This window comes from Streptococcus sp. 1621 (assembly GCF_013276615.1).
Classification (GTDB): domain Bacteria; phylum Bacillota; class Bacilli; order Lactobacillales; family Streptococcaceae; genus Streptococcus.
In genome coordinates this window covers 98172-115603 of the sequence record NZ_VMLJ01000005.1, presented here as the reverse complement: position 1 = coordinate 115603, position 17432 = coordinate 98172, and the positions used below count along the sequence as shown (strand labels likewise).

The 17432-nt window shown below is 40.2% G+C and carries 20 protein-coding genes; 6 read left to right on the top strand and 14 right to left on the bottom strand.

What is annotated here, in order from left to right; all coding sequences use genetic code 11:
* Nucleotides 1–446: 446 nt before the first annotated feature.
* The 5 genes from HT697_RS01405 to HT697_RS01385 all read left to right on the top strand — a co-directional run bounded on the left by HT697_RS01405 (nt 447) and on the right by HT697_RS01385 (nt 6022).
* A complete protein-coding gene (locus tag HT697_RS01405; protein WP_000095466.1) occupies nt 447–1718 on the top strand; it encodes an extracellular solute-binding protein in 1272 nt (423 codons plus the stop codon).
* Between the two features lie 109 nt (nt 1719–1827).
* The gene (locus HT697_RS01400) at nt 1828–3120 is read left to right on the top strand and encodes a sugar ABC transporter permease (protein WP_000414955.1); all 1293 of its coding nucleotides are present in this window, start codon (nt 1828–1830) and stop codon (nt 3118–3120) included.
* Nucleotide 3121: 1 nt separating this feature from the next.
* Nucleotides 3122–3964, top strand: a complete 843-nt coding sequence (locus HT697_RS01395; protein WP_004236955.1) for a sugar ABC transporter permease — start codon at nt 3122–3124, stop codon at nt 3962–3964.
* 261 nt (nt 3965–4225) lie between these two features.
* Complete coding sequence (locus HT697_RS01390; RefSeq protein WP_164226274.1) at nt 4226–5026, top strand: DUF1189 domain-containing protein; 801 nt, start codon at nt 4226–4228, stop codon at nt 5024–5026.
* Nucleotides 5027–5035: 9 nt separating this feature from the next.
* Nucleotides 5036–6022: a LacI family DNA-binding transcriptional regulator gene (locus HT697_RS01385; RefSeq protein ID WP_164226273.1), complete on the top strand. Its 987-nt coding sequence runs from the start codon at nt 5036–5038 to the stop codon at nt 6020–6022.
* A gap of 29 nt (nt 6023–6051) precedes the next feature.
* Here HT697_RS01385 and HT697_RS01380 read toward each other — a convergent pair whose 3' ends face one another.
* The 14 genes from HT697_RS01380 to rgg form a co-directional block, all read right to left on the bottom strand.
* Nucleotides 6052–6993: a YitT family protein gene (locus HT697_RS01380; protein ID WP_164226272.1), complete on the bottom strand. Its 942-nt coding sequence runs from the start codon at nt 6991–6993 to the stop codon at nt 6052–6054.
* A complete protein-coding gene (aspS, locus tag HT697_RS01375) occupies nt 6971–8734 on the bottom strand; it encodes an aspartate--tRNA ligase (protein ID WP_164226271.1) in 1764 nt (587 codons plus the stop codon). The genes HT697_RS01380 and aspS overlap by 23 nt, the downstream gene beginning before the upstream one ends.
* 134 nt (nt 8735–8868) lie before the next feature.
* Nucleotides 8869–9099, bottom strand: a complete 231-nt coding sequence (locus HT697_RS01370) for a hypothetical protein (RefSeq protein ID WP_164226270.1) — start codon at nt 9097–9099, stop codon at nt 8869–8871.
* A gap of 17 nt (nt 9100–9116) precedes the next feature.
* Nucleotides 9117–9758 (bottom strand): type II CAAX endopeptidase family protein, encoded by a 642-nt coding sequence (locus HT697_RS01365; RefSeq protein WP_164226269.1) that lies wholly within the window; start codon nt 9756–9758, stop codon nt 9117–9119.
* Nucleotides 9759–9767: 9 nt separating this feature from the next.
* Nucleotides 9768–10466 carry an ABC transporter permease gene (locus HT697_RS01360; protein ID WP_164226268.1) on the bottom strand — a complete coding sequence of 233 codons (699 nt, stop codon included), beginning with the start codon at nt 10464–10466 and terminating at the stop codon, nt 9768–9770.
* Entirely contained in the window at nt 10459–11283 is an 825-nt protein-coding gene (locus HT697_RS01355; protein WP_164226267.1) for an ABC transporter ATP-binding protein, read from the bottom strand. Before HT697_RS01355 ends, HT697_RS01360 begins: the two co-directional genes overlap by 8 nt.
* Before the next feature lie 10 nt (nt 11284–11293).
* The gene (locus HT697_RS01350) at nt 11294–12034 is read right to left on the bottom strand and encodes a DUF3169 family protein (protein ID WP_049513535.1); all 741 of its coding nucleotides are present in this window, start codon (nt 12032–12034) and stop codon (nt 11294–11296) included.
* Between the two features lie 2 nt (nt 12035–12036).
* Nucleotides 12037–12234, bottom strand: a complete 198-nt coding sequence (locus tag HT697_RS01345) for a hypothetical protein (protein WP_033682914.1) — start codon at nt 12232–12234, stop codon at nt 12037–12039.
* Nucleotides 12221–12409 (bottom strand): hypothetical protein, encoded by a 189-nt coding sequence (locus HT697_RS01340; RefSeq protein ID WP_112444826.1) that lies wholly within the window; start codon nt 12407–12409, stop codon nt 12221–12223. The genes HT697_RS01345 and HT697_RS01340 overlap by 14 nt, the downstream gene beginning before the upstream one ends.
* A complete protein-coding gene (locus tag HT697_RS01335; protein ID WP_020900531.1) occupies nt 12409–12615 on the bottom strand; it encodes a helix-turn-helix transcriptional regulator in 207 nt (68 codons plus the stop codon). The genes HT697_RS01340 and HT697_RS01335 overlap by 1 nt, the downstream gene beginning before the upstream one ends.
* Nucleotides 12616–12624: 9 nt before the next feature.
* Nucleotides 12625–12939 (bottom strand): hypothetical protein, encoded by a 315-nt coding sequence (locus tag HT697_RS01330; protein ID WP_112444828.1) that lies wholly within the window; start codon nt 12937–12939, stop codon nt 12625–12627.
* Nucleotides 12940–13083: 144 nt separating this feature from the next.
* Nucleotides 13084–14364 (bottom strand): histidine--tRNA ligase, encoded by a 1281-nt coding sequence (hisS, locus tag HT697_RS01325; RefSeq protein ID WP_112444830.1) that lies wholly within the window; start codon nt 14362–14364, stop codon nt 13084–13086.
* A 229-nt stretch (nt 14365–14593) separates the two neighbouring features.
* Nucleotides 14594–15841: a transporter gene (locus HT697_RS01320; RefSeq protein ID WP_173214483.1), complete on the bottom strand. Its 1248-nt coding sequence runs from the start codon at nt 15839–15841 to the stop codon at nt 14594–14596.
* 200 nt (nt 15842–16041) lie between these two features.
* Nucleotides 16042–16893, bottom strand: a complete 852-nt coding sequence (gene rgg / locus HT697_RS01315) for a quorum-sensing system transcriptional regulator Rgg (RefSeq protein ID WP_173214482.1) — start codon at nt 16891–16893, stop codon at nt 16042–16044.
* A 123-nt stretch (nt 16894–17016) separates the two neighbouring features.
* Between rgg and HT697_RS01310 the strand changes: the two genes are divergently transcribed.
* Nucleotides 17017–17358: a metal-sulfur cluster assembly factor gene (locus HT697_RS01310; protein ID WP_001206380.1), complete on the top strand. Its 342-nt coding sequence runs from the start codon at nt 17017–17019 to the stop codon at nt 17356–17358.
* The last annotated feature ends 74 nt before the right edge of the window (nt 17359–17432 follow it).

Sequence of the window (17432 nt, the reverse complement as noted above, 5' to 3'; positions counted from 1 at the left end):
AGTTTGGGAATTTACCATTATTTTTAAGGAGACTAACTCATTTTAGCAAAGATAACTTGAAACTATCTAATCCTAAAGTTTGACTCTCATGAAACAGTCTACAAAGTGCAAAACCTCCTTAAAAAAACTTTAATTTATATGTAGGAGGCACAAAGGTCTATAGAAAATAGATAGGGATTAGAAACAAGGAAATAGCCCCTCCTGATTTCCCTCTTTAGACAGATTCCATCTATTTTTTATTAAAAATACTGTATTCTTATCTATTTCACACTTTTCTTCTATATAAAAAGTAAAATCATGCTATCAAATCAAGCTTAAAATTTTTTTAAAATTTTTAACAAAAACACTTGCAACCGTTTTCTATTTGTGCTATACTAAGCTCATAAAGGAAAACGTTTGCGTTTTTCTTGTCAATAAAACTTGTTATTCTTTAGGAGGAATACACTATGTCATCTAAATTCATGAAGAGCGCTGCTGTGCTTGGAACTGCTACACTTGCTAGCTTGCTTTTGGTAGCTTGCGGAAGCAAAACTGCTGATAAACCTGCTGATTCTGGTTCATCTGAAGCGAAAGAAATCACTCTTTACGTTGAGGACCAATACAAAGCTTATGCTGAAACAGTAGCTAAAGCTTATAAAGAACAATCAGGAACAACAGTTAACATCAAATCTGGTGACCAAATGGGTGGGCTTGACAAACTTTCTCTTGACAACCAATCAGGTCAAGCTCCTGACGTTATGATGGCTCCATACGACCGTGTAGGTAGCCTTGGTACTGACGGACAACTTTCAGAAGTGAAATTGAGCGACGGTGCTAAAACAGATGATAAAACTAAATCTCTTGTAACAGCTGCTGACGGTAAAGTTTACGGTGCTCCTGCCGTTATCGAGTCACTTGTTATGTACTACAACAAAGACTTGGTAAAAGAAGCTCCAAAAACATTTGCTGACTTGGAAAACCTTGCTAAAGATAGCAAATACGCATTCGCTGGAGAAGATGGAAAAACTTCTGCTTTCCTAGCTGACTGGACAAACTTCTACTTTGCATACGGACTTCTTGCTGGTAACGGCGGTTACGTATTCGGACAAAACGGTAAAGACGCTAAAGACATCGGTCTTGCAAACGACGGCGCTATCAAAGGTGTAGAATACGCTAAAACTTGGTATGAAAAATGGCCTAAAGGTATGCAAGATACGGAAGGAGCTGGAAACCTAATCCAAACTCAATTCCAAGAAGGTAAAACAGCTGCTATCATCGATGGACCTTGGAAAGCTCAAGCCTTCAAAGACGCTAAAGTAAACTACGGTGTTGCAACTATCCCAACTCTTCCAAACGGAAAAGACTACGCAGCATTTGGTGGTGGTAAAGCTTGGATCATCCCATCAAGCACTAAGAACCTTGAAGCTGCTCAAAAATTTGTAGACTTCCTTGTTTCAACTGAACAACAAAAAGCCTTCTACGATAAGACTAACGAAATCCCAGCGAATACTGAAGCTCGTTCATACGCTGAAGGTAAAAACGATGAGTTGACAACAGCTGTTATCAAACAATTCAAGAACGCTCAACCAATGCCAAACATCTCTCAAATGTCAGCAGTTTGGGACCCAGCTAAAACAATGTTGTTTGAAGCTGTAAGCGGTAAGAAAGATGCTAAAACAGCAGCTAACGATGCTGTAACATTGATCAAAGAAACAATCAAACAAAAATTTGGTGAATAAAAAATTTGTTCAAGGGGGGTGGAAATCAAATCCCCCTTTGAATTTATCAACAAAAACACAAATAGTTTAGGTTTTATGTAGAAACCAGTATCCTATGAAAGGAGTTATTATGGAAAAGCAACAACCTAGTAAAGCAGCCCTGCTGTCTATCATTCCTGGGTTAGGACAGATTTACAATAAACAAAAAGCCAAAGGTTTTATCTTCCTTGGTGTAACCATCGTATTTGTCCTCTACTTCCTAGCACTTGCAGCCCCTGAATTGAGCAATCTCATCACTCTTGGTGACAAGCCAGGTCGTGACAATTCCCTCTTTATGCTGATTCGTGGTGCCTTCCATTTAATCTTTGTAGTTGTTTATGTACTCTTTTATTTCGCAAATATCAAAGATGCTCATACAACTGCCAAACACATTAATAATGGTATTCCAGTAGCACTTACCTTTAAAGAAATGGTCAAAGGAATCTATGAAAATGGCTTCCCTTACCTCTTGATCATTCCATCTTATATTGCAATGACTTTTGCGATTATCTTCCCAGTTATCGTAACCTTGATGATCGCCTTTACCAACTACGACTTCCAACACTTGCCACCAAACAAATTGTTGGACTGGGTTGGTTTGACCAACTTTACAAACATTTGGAGCTTGAGTACCTTCCGTTCTGCCTTCGGTTCTGTTCTTTCTTGGACTATCATTTGGGCTTTATCTGCCTCAACTTTGCAGATCGTGATTGGTATCTTCACAGCTATCATTGCTAACCAACCATTTATCAAAGGAAAACGTATCTTCGGTGTTATTTTCCTTCTTCCTTGGGCTGTCCCAGCCTTCATCACTATCTTGACATTCTCAAATATGTTTAATGATAGTGTCGGCGCTATCAACACTCAAGTCTTGCCGATCTTTGCTAAATTCCTTCCTTTCCTTGATGGGGCTCTTATCCCTTGGAAAACAGACCCTACTTGGACAAAGGTTGCCTTGATTATGATGCAAGGTTGGCTTGGATTCCCATACATCTACGTTTTGACCTTGGGTATCTTGCAATCTATTCCTAACGACCTTTACGAAGCAGCTTATATTGACGGTGCCAATGCTTGGCAAAAATTCCGCAACATCACTTTCCCAATGATCTTGGCCGTTGCGGCACCTACTTTGATCAGTCAATACACCTTCAACTTTAACAACTTCTCTATCATGTACCTCTTCAATGGTGGAGGACCTGGTAGTGTCGGTGGAGGAGCTGGTTCAACAGATATCTTGATCTCATGGATCTACCGTTTGACAACAGGTACATCTCCTCAATACTCAATGGCGGCAGCTGTTACCTTGATTATCTCTATCATTGTCATCTCAATCTCTATGATCGCATTCAAGAAACTACACGCATTTGATATGGAGGACGTCTAAGATGAATAACTCAATTAAACTCAAACGTAGACTGACTCAAACCCTTACTTACCTTTACCTGATTGGTCTATCAATTGTCATTATCTATCCACTTTTGATTACCATCATGTCAGCCTTTAAAGCAGGTAACGTCTCAGCCTTTAAACTAGATACTAACATCGACCTCAATTTTGATAACTTTAAAGGCCTCTTCACTGAAACCTTGTACGGTACTTGGTACCTCAACACTTTGATTATCGCCTTGATTACCATGGCTGTTCAAACAAGTATCATCGTACTTGCTGGTTATGCTTACAGCCGTTACAACTTCTTGGCTCGTAAACAAAGTTTGGTCTTCTTCTTGATTATCCAAATGGTGCCAACTATGGCCGCTTTGACAGCCTTCTTCGTTATGGCGCTTATGTTGAACGCCCTTAACCACAGCTGGTTCCTCATCTTCCTCTACGTTGGTGGTGGTATCCCGATGAATGCTTGGCTCATGAAAGGCTACTTCGATACAGTGCCAATGTCTTTAGACGAATCTGCAAAACTAGACGGTGCAGGACACTTCCGCCGTTTCTGGCAAATTGTTCTTCCACTTGTTCGCCCAATGGTTGCCGTACAAGCTCTCTGGGCCTTCATGGGACCTTTTGGGGACTACATCCTCTCTAGTTTCTTGCTTCGTGAGAAAGAATACTTTACTGTTGCCGTAGGTCTCCAAACCTTCGTTAGCAATGTGAAAAACATGAAGATTGCCTACTTCTCAGCAGGTGCTATCCTCATCGCCCTTCCAATCTGTATTCTCTTCTTCTTCCTACAAAAGAACTTTGTTTCAGGACTTACAAGTGGTGGCGACAAGGGATAATATATCCCCGCCACCCTTTTTCATTTTATACTCTTCGAAAACCTCTTCAAACCACGTCAGCTTCCATCTGCAACCTCAAAGTTGTGCTTTGAGCAACCTGCGGCTAGCTTCCTAGTTTGCACTTTGATTTTCATTGAGTATTAGCGATTGTTACTGTAAATAACATCCTTACAACAAGCAATTTTTCTCCTAGACTTGAAATAAAGCACATTTCTCTATATAATAATACTCATATAGAAAACACCTTTTAGAAAGATACCTATGCTTCCATATCCATTTTCCTATTTTTCAAGTATTTGGGGATTTCGTAAGCCCCTGTCCAAACGTTTCGGACTCAACTGGTTCCAACTACTCTTTACCAGTATCTTCCTTATCAGCTTGTCTATGGTACCCATTGCCATTCAAAACAGCTCGCAGGAGACTTATCCGCTAGAAACCTTTATCGATAATGTCTATGAACCATTGACAGATGAGGTTGTCCAGGATCTCTCTGAGCATGCTGCAATTGTTGATGGTAAATTAACTTATACAGGAACAGCTAGTCAAGCCCCTTCTATTGTGATCGGTCCAAGCCCAAGTAAGGAGTTCCCGAAGGACTTGCAACTGCATTTCGATACGAATGAGCTCGTCATCAGCAAGGAAAATAAGGAACTGACCCGAGTCTCTTACCGAGTGATTGATACTGAGAGTTTCAAAAGCAAAGACAGCTTAACCCAAGCGATTTCTAAAGACTGGTACCAACAGAATCGTGTCTATATCAGTCTCTTCCTAGTTCTCGGTGCCAGCTTCCTCTTTGGTTTGAATTTCTTTATTGTCTCTCTAGGAGCTAGTCTTCTCCTTTATATCACTAAGAAATCACGCCTCTTTTCATTTAGAACCTTTAAAGAGTGCTATCATTTTATCTTGAACTGTTTAGGATTGCCAACTCTGATTACGCTTATTTTGGGATTATTTGGCCAAAATATGTCAAACCTCATCACTATACAAAACATTCTTTTTGTTCTGTATCTGGTCACTATCTTTTATAAAACACATTTCCGTGATCCAGATTACCATAAATAGGAGATTTTTATGCCCGTTACGATTAAAGACGTGGCCAAGGCTGCTGGTGTTTCGCCTTCAACCGTAACCCGTGTTATTCAAAATAAATCAACCATTAGCGACGAAACAAAAAAACGCGTTCGCAAGGCTATGAAGGAACTCAACTACCACCCCAACCTCAATGCTCGTAGCTTGGTAAGCAGTTATACCCAAGTTATTGGCTTGGTGCTTCCTGACGACTCAGATGCCTTCTATCAAAATCCTTTCTTCCCATCTGTTCTCCGTGGCATTGCCCAAGTCGCTTCTGAAAATCACTACGCCATTCAGATTGCGACAGGTAAAGATGCCAAAGAGCGTCTTAAAGCTATTTCTCAGATGGTCTATGGTAAGCGTGTAGATGGTTTGATTTTCCTCTATGCCCAAGAAGAGGACCCTTTGGTTAAGTTAGTAGCAGACGAGCAATTTCCTTTCCTTATCTTAGGTAAATCTCTATCTCCTTTCATTCCACTTGTCGATAATGACAATGTCCAAGCTGGTTTTGATGCGACAGAGTATTTCATCAAAAAAGGATGCAAGCGAATTGCCTTTATCGGAGGTACTAAGCGACTCTTCGTAACACAAGACCGTCTGACAGGTTACGAGCTAGCTCTAAAACAATACCAACTTCCTCTCGATACTAATCTGACTTACTTTGCTACTGAATTTCTTGAAGATAATGGTTATCGCTTTAGTAGACTTCTCTTCAAACACGATCCAAATATTGACGCTATTATTACCATTGATAGTCTCCTTGCTGCAGGGGTCTGTGATTACATCGCAAAACACCAACTGGATGTCCCTGTTCTCAGCTTCGACTCAGTCAATCCCAAGCTCAACTTGGCAGCCTATGTCGATATTAATAGCCTAGAACTTGGTCGAACATCATTTGAAACAATTCTTCAGATTATCAACGATGCTAAAAGCAATAAACAAATTTGTTACCGTCAGTTAATCGCCCACAAAATTATCGAAAAATAAAAACCAGCTCGCGCTGGTTTTTTTGGTCACTAATTTTCTGTTTCAACGAATCGTCCCAGAATATGAACATTCTCCGATACAGAGACAAAGGCTCCTGAGTCCACCTGTTTCATAATCTGTTTAAATTCATTAAACTCTGCACGTGTAATAACAGTGATTAAAACTGCCTTTCTCTCGTGATTGTAGGTTCCTTCTGCATCGTGGATCATGGTTGCTCCGCGGTGCAATTTTTTATGGATTTTCTCAATTACTTTATCTGGATGATTGGTCACAATCATAGCCTGCATGCGTTTTTGCTTAGTAAAGACAGCGTCTGTGACACGGCTAGAGACAAAGATGGTAATCATAGAGTAGAGAGCGTATTTCCAACCAAAGGTCAAGCCTGCTATCAGCATGATAGTCCCATTTACTAAGAAAGAAATACTACCGACATTCTTACCTGTTTTCTTGCGAATAGTCAAACTGACAATATCCGTCCCACCACTAGAGATATTGTTGCGAAGAGCAAAACCAATCCCCAAGCCCATGACAACGCCCCCAAAAAGGGCATTGATAATGGGATCCTCCGTCAAGGTTGCCACAGGGACAAACTGGATAAAGAAGGAACTCATGGATACCGTGATAAAGGTAAAGACGGTGAACTTATGGCCAATCTGATACCAAGCCAAGACCATCAAAGGGAAGTTAATAGCGTAAAAGGTTAGCGAAATCGGAATATGAAAACCAAACCAGTGATTACTCAAGGCAGAGATAATCTGTGCCAGACCTGTCGCACCACTCGAATACACATGCCCTGGTTGGAAAAAGAAATTGACTGCCACTGCTGATAAAAAACCATAGACCAGAGAAGCTGAAATCTTCTCATCATATTTTTCCCGAGAGATGCTTTGTAAGACACGTAAAATTTTTATCTGATAAGCAAAGCGGCGCAGATAATAGCGCCACCGCTTAATTCGTTTTGCTTGTTTCATCTTCTTCTACTTGTAAGCTGAGTTCCTCTAGTTGTTTGAGAGCGACTGTTGAAGGAGCTTGTGTCATTGGGTCACTTGCCTTGTTGTTCTTAGGAAAGGCAATGACTTCACGGATATTTTCTTCTCCTGCTAAGAGCATGACAAAACGATCAAGCCCTATAGCCAAACCACCGTGTGGTGGGAAACCATAGTCCATGGCTTCAAGAAGGAAACCAAACTGGTCATTTGCTTCTTCAGCTGAGAAACCAAGAGCCTTGAACATGCGTTCTTGAAGGTCTTTTTGGTTGATACGAAGACTACCACCACCAAGCTCATAACCGTTCAAGACAATATCGTAAGCAATGGCACGAACCTTAGCCAAATCACCTTCTAATTCGTGAGCAGTCTCTTCCTGTGGAAGTGTGAATGGATGGTGGGCGCTCATGTAGCGGCCTTCTTCTTCAGACCATTCAAACATCGGCCAGTCAACCACCCAAAGGAAGTTGAACTTATCATTATCAATCAAGCCAAGCTCTTTGGCAATACGTCCACGAAGGGCACCGAGAGTTGCATTGGCCACTTCAAGCGTATCCGCCACAAAGAGAACCAAGTCCTTGTCTTCAAGAGCAAGCGCTGCTGTCAATTCTTCTTGGATACCAGTCAAGAACTTGGCAACTGGTCCGTTTAATTCTCCATCAACCACCTTGACCCAAGCAAGACCTTTGGCACCATATTGTTTGGCTACTTCCGTCATCTTGTCGATGTCTTTACGTGAATAGTTGTCCGCAGCGCCTTTGACCACAATTGCTTTTACAGCAGGTGCTTCTGAAAAGACTTTAAAATCTACACCTTTGACCACTTCTGTCAAGTCCTGAAGCAACATGTCAAAACGAGTATCTGGCTTATCAGAACCGTAACGAGCCATAGCGTCATCATACTTCATACGCGGGAAAGGCAGAGTGACTTCGATGCCTTTAGTTTCTTTCATCACGCGTGCAATCAAGCCTTCTGTGATATCTTGGATTTCTTGCTCAGTAAGGAAAGACGTTTCCAAGTCGACCTGAGTGAACTCAGGCTGGCGGTCACCACGCAAGTCCTCGTCACGGAAACATTTGACGATTTGGTAGTAACGGTCAAAACCAGCATTCATCAACAATTGCTTAGTGATTTGTGGACTTTGAGGAAGAGCATAGAAATGCCCCTTATTAACACGAGATGGCACCAAATAATCACGCGCCCCTTCAGGCGTTGACTTAGAAAGGAATGGTGTCTCCACGTCGATAAACTCCAACTCATCCAAGTAATTACGGATAGAGTGGGTCACCTTAGCACGAAGTTTAAGATTTTCCAACATTTCTGGACGACGAAGGTCAAGGTAACGGTAACGCAAACGTGTATCGTCATTGGCCTCAATACCATCCTTAATCTCAAATGGTGTTGTCTTAGCTGTATTAAGCACTGTCAGAGCTGTCACGTTTAACTCAACTGCACCAGTTGGCAACTTATCATTGGCTTGCTCACGCGCAGCGACCTGACCAGTCACCTCGATAACAAATTCGCTACGAAGGCTTTCAGCTGTTGTCATAACCTCTGCAGAGACTTTTTCAGGGTTGATAACCAACTGCATGATTCCTTCACGGTCACGAAGATCGATAAAGATCAAACCACCAAGGTCACGACGACGGCCTACCCATCCTTTCAAGGTTATTTCTTGTCCGATGTGTTCCTCACGAACACGACCAGCATACATACTACGTTTCATTGTTTCTCTCCTCTTTTATTCTGTTACTATTTTACCATAAAAGCGCAGGCTCTTCATGAAAATCATCAGAAAAGTTTGCCAGTCTTTAAAAATTAACTCACATACAAAAATCCGATGAAGTTCACCGGACTCTTTTATTTTGAATTGTTGCCTGCTTTACGCTTTTCAGCGATTTCGGCTGCCTTTCGAGGCAAGACAATTTCCGTTATGTAAGCTGTCCCAAAACGCAAGACACCTGCAATAGGGGCAAAGACGACTACTAGATAGTTATAGAAGAAATCGCCCTTAAAGGCATAAGCTAGCGCCCCAATGATGAAAAATAGAACAACTGCTTGAATCACTGCTAATAAAATTACTCGTTTCATGTGACCTCCTGACTCTATTATAGCATGAGTATCATCAAAAAGCCGATTAAATTATTCAAAGCGTGGAGAGAAATACTGTAGACCAGACCTTTTCTGCTAATGTAAGCCAAACCCAAACTAAAACCAAGGCTAAAATAGACAAAAAATTGTTGCACATCACCTGGGAAATGAATCAAGGCAAACAGAAGACTAGATACCAGAAGGAAAATCAGAGTTTGTTTCCTATTGTCCTGCTTAGGAAAGAGATAGCGTGCCAACATCCCTCTAAAGATAAGTTCTTCCGTCAAAGGAGCAAAAATAACGACCGCAAAGAATGAGAAAAGTGGTTGAGACAAGGTCAAGTCTATCGCTATTTGCTGATTTACTGAAGGATCATTTGGCAAGAAAAACTGGACAACAAGAGATAAGAACCAAACCAAGACAGGAAGCCAAATAAATCGGTTGAAGCCACTCTTCTCAATACGAACAGGACCTTTCTGATACCATTTGTAAATGCCGTACACATAAACTCCAGCCAAGGCCACATAGAGCAAGGTCACAGCATAGGGTGAACCGCCTAAGGCAAGCGACGTAGTCGCGAGCACCTGAATGAAGCCATAGATGAATAAAAAGGATAGAATGGCTAGAAGAAACCAGCCAAGGTTTTTAAGTAGTTTCATAAAGTTCTCCTATCTTGCTTTATAGCTGTTTTTCAATACAAAGAGGTTTGCTATTCCTAACACAAGTACCCAGGCAAGTAACATACCAATATTAGAAAAAGATATTTCCCCACCTTTTTGATTTAAAAGATTTACAATAGGACCGACGAACGAGTAATCTAACACTTTCTGAGCCGTATCATTTTGAAGAGCAATTATAGGTAAAAAAGAGACAATTAACATAGGGAAGATACTATAAACTTGCGCTTTAGATTGAGTATCTGAAACCGCACCGATTAGAAGGTTGAGAAAAATAATACTAATCGTTGCTAGGAGCAAATAGATAACGTAGGCAACTAAATAACCAGATACATCTACTCTAAGATAGATGGGAAGTGCAATCATAGCAAGCAACATTATCAGAATAGGGAGAACGAGCATACTGAAAGTATATTCTGTTGCTGTCACACCACTTAGAATGAGTGATTTCAGATTTCGTTTTTCCTTATCTTCTGCCATCATAATCGATACCATATAACCACTTCCCATACTCAAGACCATGGTCAAACTCGTAGAGAGGAGAAACATACTCAATTCTCCATTCTTATTCATGAATTCATTATATAGAACAGCAATACCAAAAGGCATCAATAAAGTTGCTAACAAACTTGAATTGCTAATAAGAACTTGTACTCTTAACCATAGTAGGGCATTTAATTTTCTAAACATCTAACTTTTCTCCTGTCAATCTGATAAAGATTTCTTCTAGAGTTGGCTCACAAGAGTGAACCATCATCAAATCTGTCGTATCTAAATGTGGTAATTCTTCAAATGGAACGATCTGTTCTCGTCCATCATTATAAACCACACGTACTTTCTTATCCACATGGTACTTCTGGATAATATCTTGTGGACTTCCATACTCTATTAAGTTCCCCTTATTCAAAAGAGATAAGCGATCACAAAGCAGAGTTGCTTCATGCATATCATGCGTGGTCAGAAAGATAGTTGTCCCCGCCTGCTTTAACTCTTGAAGTAGGGTATGAATCATCTTAGATGTTGTAGGGTCTAAGCCACTGGTTGGCTCATCTAGAAAGAGAATCTTAGGAGCATTCAGAAGGGCACGAGCCAAGAACATTCGTTGTTTCATTCCAGTAGATAACTTTTCTGCAATAATATCTTTAGCATCTGCCAATCCAACCTGTTGGAGCACCTGATTTACTCTATCTGCCTTGAGACCATATAACTTAGCATAGATGAGAAGATTTTTATAAAGACTCATCTTTTCATAAAAACCACTGCCATCACTAACAATACCAATTTGTTCCAAATCATTTGAGGTTAAATCTTGAGAATTCTTGCCTAACAAAACTGTTTTACCTTGATCTGCAGCCAACTGACCTGTTAAGACATTGATCATGGTTGTTTTACCTGAGCCAGAAGGCCCAAGAAAACCAAAGATTTCACCCTCCTTAATCTCAAAAGAAATCTGATGAAGAGCTTTTTTGTTCCCAAAACTTTTGCTTACATTTTCAACACGAATCATAAAAACTCCTTTATTTGAAATAACGTTTCACCATAGGTAACTGCATCACATTGATATAAATATGGATTGCTCCGACAAACAAGAAGGCTAGTAACTGAATCTCTCCTGTCAGTAAAGAAAAGAGAGCAATCAGAAAGTACAAAGCTGGCAAGACATACTGATGTAATTGGAATAAAATCCGAAAACTCTGTTCCAAATTAGCCTGGCGCTCCCCTTCATCGCAAGAATTGACATAACCTAAGATATCCTTTGGCATAGAGAAAAATACCATATCAAACTGGCGAACAATCGCAATGGTTTTATAAAAATATTTTTGAGCATTAAAAGTCAACACTAATCCCAAAAAAGAAAGAGATAAGGTTAGATTGCTTCTATTTAGTATAACCACTTCACTTGCTGAAATGAAGAGAGCCAATAAAATCACTACACTTGCACTATTAAAAGCAATACTTCCAAACTCAAGATTCCGATACATTTGCACATAATAGCTTTCATTCAGATCATCATCCATTTCCTCTTGATACAAGGAATGAAATTTTCTGCTTTTCTTTAAGAAATTGAAAGTCAAAAAAAGACTAATGAAACCTAATACTAAACAAATAGCTGATATCCAAGGTATCAAGACTTTTACATCTAAAATAACTTCGTAGGATTCGGCACGTGCCTTAAACATCCCTACAAACATGCCCAAGAAGCCTCCAAAGACAACAGACATTAAAAATAACAAGACACCTTTCTTATTCTTTTTCATATTCATTCTCCTTTTTCACTCGCTAAATTGTTTGCTTTCTTTTCAATCCAGTCAACGACTGGGATGAGGGCAAAGTAGGCCCAAATAAATTGGTCACTGTAATAGAGATCAAACCATCCTAGATTTGTTCCAATTAGTAGACACACGCTGACTAATAAAGCTATGGCAACTACATAATAAATCACTTTATACTTGTTCATCATTTTTCTCCTTTTTCTTTAACCAGTTGAAAATGGACAAGAGGACTAAGTTAACCCAAAACAAATACTTACTTTCAACAAAATAGAACCAACCCAGTAATGTTCCAATCATAGCAAAAGCATTCACAATAAGGGCAAGAACACTCATACAATAAATCACTTTATACTTGTTCATCACTCGTCCTCCTCCAAGCGAAATACCGATTCGACTGTTTCGTTGAAAATTTGAGATATTTTCAGGGCAATGATAATGGACGGGGTGTATTCATCCCGTTCTAATAGACTGATAGTCTGTCTGGAAACCTCTGCTAGCTTGGCTAGTTCGGTTTGATTAAGGCCATCGCGAGCCCGCAACTCTTTTAGACGATTTTTTAGTTGCATGTCACACACCTACTCTCCGTCAAATTCAACGGCTTGGATATCCTCAATACGTTGCAACTTGATTTTTTCTTTTCCCGTCTTATCTACGTATCGTAGCTTGACCCATTCCTCATCAACATCCACAACTTCCCAAAAATTTGTTCCAAATAGTTCTCCAATGATTGTTGGTTTTTTTCCAATCATTTCTTGCAATAATCTCGACATTTCTGCGTTTCCTTTCTCTTTTCTTTCGATTACCTTTAACCTCTTCTCTATCCGCTTGATTTTCTTAGATTGACTCATATAAATCAAGACGAGAAAAGGAAACAAAATCCATACCCACATGTGGCTCCCTCCTATTTCTTAACTTGCTTATATTGTAACACATCTTTTTCTTTTTGACAAGCATATTTGTCAAAAAGTTTATGATTTTTGTCATTTTGCAAAAGAAAAAGGTCAGGAGTAGGTTCCTGACCAGTTTATCTATCATTAAAATCCTAGTTTTTCAAAGATTTCTGAGAAGTTTTGGCTGATTGTCTCAAGTGACACTTGCACTTCTTCTCGAGTTTGGTTGTTCTTGACTGTCACTTGTCCGCTTTCGACTTCGCTCTCTCCTAGGGTGATGAGGGTCTTAGACGCAAAGACATCGGCTGACTTGAACTGAGCTTTGAGTTTACGATTGAGGTAATCACGCTCTGCTTTGAAACCTTGTTGGCGAAGAGTCTGTACTAATTCCAAGGCCTTGACATTTGCTCCTTCTCCCAAAACTGCGATATAGACATCTAGGGCGTTTTCGATAGGGAGAGACACACCTTGCTTTTCAAGAATGAGAAGCAGGCGCTCTACACCAAGTCCAAAACCAAAGCCAGCAGTTTCAGGGCCTCCAAAGTAAGAAACCAAACCATCGTAACGACCACCCGCACAGACGGTCAGGTCATTGCCCTCAATCTCAGTGATAAACTCGAAAATGGTGTGGTTGTAGTAGTCCAGACCACGCACCATATTGGTATCGATGATATAGTCTACACCCAGATTTTCCAACATCTGACGCACAGCATCAAAATGAGCTTGGCTTTCTTCATCAAGGAAATCCAAGATAGAAGGTGCATTCTCCACTGCCACCTTGTCTTCTTTTTCCTTAGAGTCCAAGACACGGAGAGGATTTTCCTCCAAACGACGTTGGCTATCCTTGGACAAGGTCTCCTTGAGCGGTGTCAAATAGTCAATCAAGGCTTGACGGTAGGCCGCACGACTCTCAGGATTCCCAAGAGTGTTGAGGTGCAATTTGACACCTTGGATGCCAATTTCTTTCAGGAAGTGGGCTGCCATAGCGATGGTTTCCACATCGGTAGCTGGATTGCTAGATCCAAAACACTCAACACCAATCTGGTGGAACTGGCGCAAACGCCCTGCCTGTGGACGCTCATAGCGGAACATAGGGCCCATGTAGTAGAACTTACTTGGCTTTTGCACTTCTGGGGCGAAGAGTTTATTTTCCACGTAGGAACGGACAACAGGCGCAGTTCCTTCTGGACGGAGGGTAATATGGCGGTCACCCTTGTCATAGAAATCGTACATTTCCTTGGTTACGATATCCGTTGTATCTCCGACAGAACGGCTGATAACCTCGTAATGCTCAAAAATAGGCGTGCGCACTTCTGCATAGTTATAGCGCTTGAAAATTTCACGGGCAAAGCCCTCAACGTACTGCCATTTGGCAGATTCAGCAGGTAAAATATCCTGCGTTCCTTTTGGTTTTTGTAATTTCATAGGGAATCCTCTTTAAACTTAATAGTCTTATTTTACCATAAATAGAGGGATTAAAACAGTGAGAACAAAATTAGGATTTATACTCAATGAAAATCAAAAAGCAAACTAGGAAGTTAGCCGCAGGTTGCTCAAAACAATGTTTTGAAGTTGTGGATAGAACTGACGAAGTCAGTAACCATATCTACGGTAAGGCGACACTGACGTGGTTTGAAGAGATTTTCGAAGAGTATTAGATATCATTTTTGAGATTAAGAATCGTCAAAAGAATAGCTAGCAAGGAAAGACCAACAAATAGCATCCAAGTCAACTGTATATTCCATACAGCTACAAGTGAAAAACAGGCTGTTCCCACAGGTATGGATAAGGTGAACAATAAACCTAAAAAATTACTGGTACGAGCTAGAACCTCTGGAGCTAGATTTTTCAGGAGCATGGCACTAATCTTTGGTTGAACTTTACCAGACACATACAGAGTTGAACAGAGAAATAGTAAACCAAGTACGACTTGATTGAATAAATTAGCTAGACCAACTAGACTGAGTCCTACGGTCACCCACATCATCAATCTAGGCAAGGACTGCTTCCCAAAATAATCATTGCCCGTAAGGCTACTGATGATGATTGCTACTAAAGCACAGACTTGACTGATAAATAGTGCCTCTGTATAAGAAAAATTCAAGAGAGAATGGCTCAAAAAGAAGATATTATAAATTCCACCCAAAGCGCCACCCAAGGCATTGATAAGCAAGACAGCAAAGAGCATAAAACCAAAGTTTTTCTGTCCACTTTTAAGAAAAACGAGACGTAAATTTCGGTAAATCGTTAGGAACTGGTCTTTGATAGGAAGCTTCTCATTTTTTAGTGATTCACCATCAGCAGATGAAATTGATATACTCAATTTGCTTCTTCCTAAAAAGAGAACAGAAGCTGATACGAGGAAAAAACAGGCATTGATTCCCGCAACAAGGGAAAAATTGTTGACCGATAGCCCTAAGAGCCAGACTCCGAAAGATTGACCCCCAATAGCTGAAATATAGGTGATGAACTGTGAAAAAGAGTAAGCCTCCATCAAATCATTTTCAGCTACTTTTTCCTTAATAAGAGGCATGCGCAAACCACCAGCAAAATCACTGATGACATCACTAATGACATTGATCAAACACAGGCTAGAAAAGGCAAAGAGACTAGCTTGCTGAACAACTAGGGCTGCTAGAAAAAATAAAACCGCCTGAAACAAACCGCTATAGACCATCCATTTGACCTTGTCCCTCGTGTAATCTGCCCGAATCCCTACAAAAACTGTAAAGAGAGTCGGAAGAATCATGACAATATTCGCCATAGCAACAGCAAAGGAGGCTTGCGGCAAGGTCGATGCATAGACGATAAATACCAGGTTGAAAATCGAAGCACCAAAAGCATTGAAGAATCGTGACAAAGTCAAGAATCGATAAGCTTGATTTCTAAACAATAGTTTCATAGGTAATCTCCCTTCTTGTTCGAAGTTTTATGTGAAGTATGACTATAGTATAGCACTTAGAAATTTTAGAGGAAAAACTTTTGAATATATGCAACAAATGAAATGAGCAAAAAGAAACGATAGAATTTCTCCAGTGACACGAGAGAGCCCAATAGTTCTATCGCTTCAAATTTCAAATAATTTTCTTAGTTTGCAGATATTCAACAATCGATCGTTTTTCTATAGTATTCGGCAGATTTGTTACAGCCAAGCATCTCAAAAATACGGACAGCATCTTCCATCTTTTTTTGTCCTTCCTTGACTCTGCCTTGCTTGCTATCAAGGAGACCTTCCGCCCACAAATAGACAATTCGGAAGTAGGTCTCATTTTCCTTGTAGAAATGCTCTTCGATAACACGTTTAAAATAATGGGCATTAGTAAATTCTTCACACTCAATGCTAGCTAAAAAACCATTCAATAGTATAGTGTGAAAAAGGTTTCGATTGCCAGACATTTCCATTAGAAAATCAGATTTTCGGACCATTTCTCGTACATATCTAGTAAAAAGAGAAACAGATAAAAATGGTGAACTGACTGAAAATAAATTGAGTTCATAGATCCCCCAAATCTCGGTAGAAAACAAATAATCATGAAGGACTTTCCCTTCCTCTGCTGTTAACTCTACCCCTTCATCCATGCCCTTCATATAAGACTTGATCATAATGGCATTTAGAATATGTTTCTGTTTGTTTTGAGAATGGGCATGCTTTTGATACTCCTTGCGATACAAGTCCTCAAGCGGAGCTATATTCTTTGGATCCAAGACATCTATGATTTCTTTTCTCAACTCAGAATCTGTATCATACTGAAAACCTCTCGCCAGAAAGAGAATTTCCTCTACACTGGCAGATATATTTTCTAGGGCAAATAAAAACTTTTCCACCGAAAGCTCACTCTGACCTGTTTCAAATCGGGACAACATAGACGGCGAAAATTGTCCCCCAGTTGCTTGTCTCAGCGAGATATTTCTTGACTCTCGTAATTGTCTAAAGACTTTTCCAATCTGCTCCATAGGCTTCCCCTTGATTCCGTATTTTCTTCATTTTATCATATTTTTCAGAAAATTCATCAAAAACTTGCCAAATTGTCAGAATTATGAGAAAATAGAGGATATTTATCACGTGGAGGGACTGTAATGAGAGAGGATATCAAAATCAATGACCGCGCTTTAGCCTTGCAAGACCAAATTATCGAAAAACTAGAGAAGGTTTTTGATACAGATGTGGAATTGGATGTTTACAATCTAGGACTGATTTATGAAATCAATCTGGATGAAACGGGTCTCTGCAAGATTGTTATGACCTTCACCGACACTGCCTGCGATTGTGCCGAAAGCTTGCCTATTGAAATCGTTGCAGGTCTGAAACAAATCGAGGGTATCGAAGATGTCAAGGTTGAAGTTACCTGGTCGCCTGCTTGGAAGATCACACGAATCAGTCGCTACGGCCGTATTGCCCTTGGACTGCCACCTCGTTAAGCAGGCAAATCACTTTTGAAGATGAAAAAGAGCAAGCCGAAGTTGGCTTGCTTTTTGATACTCAATGAAAATCA